This is a genomic window from Streptomyces sp. NPDC097981, from assembly GCF_040302565.1.
Taxonomy (GTDB): domain Bacteria; phylum Actinomycetota; class Actinomycetes; order Streptomycetales; family Streptomycetaceae; genus Streptomyces.
Genome location: NZ_JBEORW010000155.1, coordinates 1 through 3077 on the forward strand (window position 1 = coordinate 1; position 3077 = coordinate 3077).

Genomic DNA, 3077 nt, shown 5'->3' on the forward strand with positions numbered 1-3077 from the left:
CCTGCACCACCACCGCGATCGTCCCGCCGCTGAAGGCCATGGACGACGAGTACGGCGTCCTGCGCGGTCACGCTTTTGTCCGCGGACAAAAGTCGGGGGTCCCGGGGGAGTGCCGACTCAGCCCGGATCCGCGAGACAGCGGTACGGGGTGGTCCACAGAGCGTCGTACTTGGTGAGGACCGCCCGGAGTTCGCGGGCGCTCCGAGGTGTCATGGCCAGGAGCACGCGGTCGAGGAGCGCACGGCCTTCCAGAGGGTTGCCGCAGCAGTACCAGTGCACGTTGCCCCACTCACATTCGTCCCACAGCCGGCGCCTGGGGCCGCGCACGTACTGCTTCCACCGGTCCAAGGCCAGGATGACGTCTCCTGGCTGCACGTAGTTCCGGGTGTGTTCGATGCGGGCGATCTCCGCCACCACCCGCCCGGAGAGACCGTCGATGCCCGATCTCGCAGGGTGTGTCCGGCGCTGCCGTGGGAACGCGGTCCGGAGGCGTCCCGGCCGTCTACGCGGCATGGACCTTTCTGGTCGTCGTCATGCGGCACATGCTGCCATGGCGGGGAACGCCGGGGGAGAGACTTTTGTCCGCGGACAAAAGTCGGGCTGGACGACGGGCTACGGCGAGCCGTTCGTCAGCAGCAGATGGAAGACCGACCCCCGGTGGAAGAGCGTGGCGGTATCGCTCTCGGACCCGTCGAAGTACACGGGATGCAGTGGGAGCTCGTCCGTGTAGTACTCCGACGAGCGCAGGAAGTCGGGCTCCACCGAGGCGAACCCCCACCCCTGCTCGGTGACACCGTCGCCGCCCCCCGCCGGAACCAGCACCTCGCGGAGGAAGTCCCCCGACGACCCGGTCGGCCTCGTCCGCCGGCAGACGGAGGTTGTACGGGGAGGGCGCCCGGCTGAGCATCCAGTGCAGCCGCTCGGAGAACTCCTCTTCCCCAAGGGGCGTGACCGCGGCCCGGAACCCCTCGCGCAGCAGTCCGACCGCAGGACTCCCTTGGGCCGGGCTCTCGCTCTCGTCGGGATCGGTGATGAAGTCGCTCAGGTTGTACCACTCGCGTCGGCGGTCGGCTTCGCGCATCATCTGCTCGAACAGGTCGCTCCGCAGGTACGCGTCCAGCAGCCCCTGCCGGTTGTCGACGGTCAGCGCCTGGCCGGCTTCGACCTTCAGCAGCAAGGTGTTGCTGTTCATCACCGAGTCGACGGCCGACAGGAACCGGTCGACCGCGGCCCGGTCCACCTCGTCGAGCAACGACTGCACGATCCCTCCGGGCCCGGTTTCCATCGGATCATCCTGACGGATGGCCTTCCGCAGCGCACCGACTTTTGTCCGCGGACAAAAGTCGGACCCCGAGATCCTCCCGGCTCCGGTCACCTCACCGCGTAGGGTCCTGCGCGGGGTTCAGCGGAGGTCCGGCGCAGCCTGGCGTCGGGACAGGGACAGCCTGCGCCGTTCCCGGTCGAGTGCGCCGAACGGGACCAGCTAGGTGACCCGTCCACGCACGGTCTGCCCCACCGCGACGCTGTCTGCGAAGGCCTGAAAGGGGTCCGGCTGGGTTGCCCGCAGGGACAGTCTCGCCTCCCCGTTCCATGTGTCGAAGCAGAGGAACTCACACGAGACGCGTTCCCCGACCTGGACGACGTCCGATATCGCTTCGAAGCGCCGCCAGGACAGCTCGGGGACCGAGATGAATCCGACGCCCGGGAAGACCGGGTGGGCGGGTCCTTCGTCCAGCGCCACGAACACGCCGAACCGCTCGATGGCAGCGACCGTACCGGAGAGGATCTCGCCGGGGCGGAGGGGGTTGGAACTGCTGCCTGTTGACTGGGTTTGAGTGTGTTCTGGCGTGTGTGGGCGAGTGCCTTGCCCTGGTCTGTGGCTGTGGGTTGGTGCCGGGTGGGAATGGGGGTTCCTGCGTCGAATGGGTGACCTTTGCCGGTGGTGGGCGTTGGGTGTGGGGGCGGGTTGTTCGGTGTGTGAGGGGGTGCGGAGGGGTGGGTGGGCTGCGGGAGTTGTCGGCGCCGTTTGTCGCGCTCGGGCCCACGGGAGTCGCGGTGCGGACCCGGCTGAAGGACCTGGTTCCGCGGGATGAGGAGGTGCTGGCCCTGGTCGGCGCGCACCTGGGCGCGCTCGCCTCGAAGGACCTCAGGACGCGGTGTGCTGACGGGCTGGAGCACTCCACCGGCACGTGGGCCGCGCGGAAACGTGAGTTGACAGCACTCTCGTCGTCGCGGTGGGCGGGGGCGATCACGAAGGCCACGCACGACCAGTGGGCGTTGGCCCGGCGTGGCCAGGCAGCACACCTGAAGAGCCTCGAAGCAGGCGTCAGGACGATCACAGGCCGCCTGTCGCTGCCCGTCGGGGAGAAAGGCGGCAAGCGCGCCCCGGGCGGGTACCGCAGCAGGCGGGAATGGTTCGCCAAGACCCGCCGCCTGCACCTGCTGGAAGACCGGCTCGATGCGGTGCGGGCCGACCACCGGGCAGGGCGGGTCCGGGTCGTGCGGGGCGGTAAACGTCTCCTGGGCACCCGTCACAACCTCGCTGCCGCCGGGCTCGGCGAGAGCGAGTGGCGCGGGCGGTGGGAAGCCGAACGCTGGTTCCTCACAGCTGACGGCGAGAGCGGCAAAAGGTTCGGCAACGAGACGATCCGCGTGACACCCGACGGCGAGGTGAGCATCAAGCTCCCCGCCCCGCTCGCCCACCTGGCCAACGCGAAGCACGGCCGGTACGTCCTGGACTCCCCAGTGACGTTCCCGCACCGGGGCACGGAGTGGGCCGACCGCGTGGAAGCAAACCGGGCCGTGGCCTACCGCATCCACCACGACGTGCAGCGCGGCCGCTGGTATCTGACCGCCTCGTGGCAATACGCCCCGACGAAGACCGTGCCGTTCGAAGCGGCCCTCGCGCACGGTGTGATCGGCGTGGACACCAACGCCGATCACCTCGCGGCCTGGCGCCTCGACCGGCACGGAAACCCGACGGGCAGTCCGCGCCGCTTCCACTTCGACCTGACCGGCAGCGCGAACCACCGTGATGCCCAGGTCCGGCACGCCCTGACCCGGCTGCTGCACTGGGC

Annotated in this window: 5 protein-coding genes; 2 read left to right on the forward strand and 3 right to left on the reverse strand. The window is 69.4% G+C overall.

Annotated features, from left to right (window positions below; all coding sequences use genetic code 11):
- Positions 1-117: 117 nt before the first annotated feature.
- Positions 118-417: a hypothetical protein gene (locus ABTY04_RS40690; protein ID WP_352218467.1), complete on the reverse strand. Its 300-nt coding sequence runs from the start codon at positions 415-417 to the stop codon at positions 118-120.
- 195 nt (positions 418-612) lie between these two features.
- Positions 613-822, reverse strand: coding sequence for a hypothetical protein (locus ABTY04_RS40695; RefSeq protein ID WP_352218468.1), 210 nt, complete (start codon positions 820-822; stop codon positions 613-615).
- Between the two features lie 88 nt (positions 823-910).
- Between ABTY04_RS40695 and ABTY04_RS40700 the strand changes: the two genes are divergently transcribed.
- Entirely contained in the window at positions 911-1387 is a 477-nt protein-coding gene (locus ABTY04_RS40700; protein WP_352218469.1) for a hypothetical protein, read from the forward strand.
- 96 nt (positions 1388-1483) lie between these two features.
- Here the strand turns inward: ABTY04_RS40700 and ABTY04_RS40705 are convergent, their stop codons facing one another.
- Positions 1484-1924, reverse strand: coding sequence for a S1 RNA-binding domain-containing protein (locus ABTY04_RS40705; RefSeq protein WP_352218471.1), 441 nt, complete (start codon positions 1922-1924; stop codon positions 1484-1486).
- Positions 1925-1995: 71 nt separating this feature from the next.
- On the opposite strand from ABTY04_RS40705, the gene ABTY04_RS40710 reads away from it, so the two are divergent.
- Positions 1996-3077, forward strand: a 1082-nt coding sequence (locus tag ABTY04_RS40710; RefSeq protein WP_352218470.1) for an IS200/IS605 family accessory protein TnpB-related protein, incomplete at its 3' end; no start/stop codon positions are given.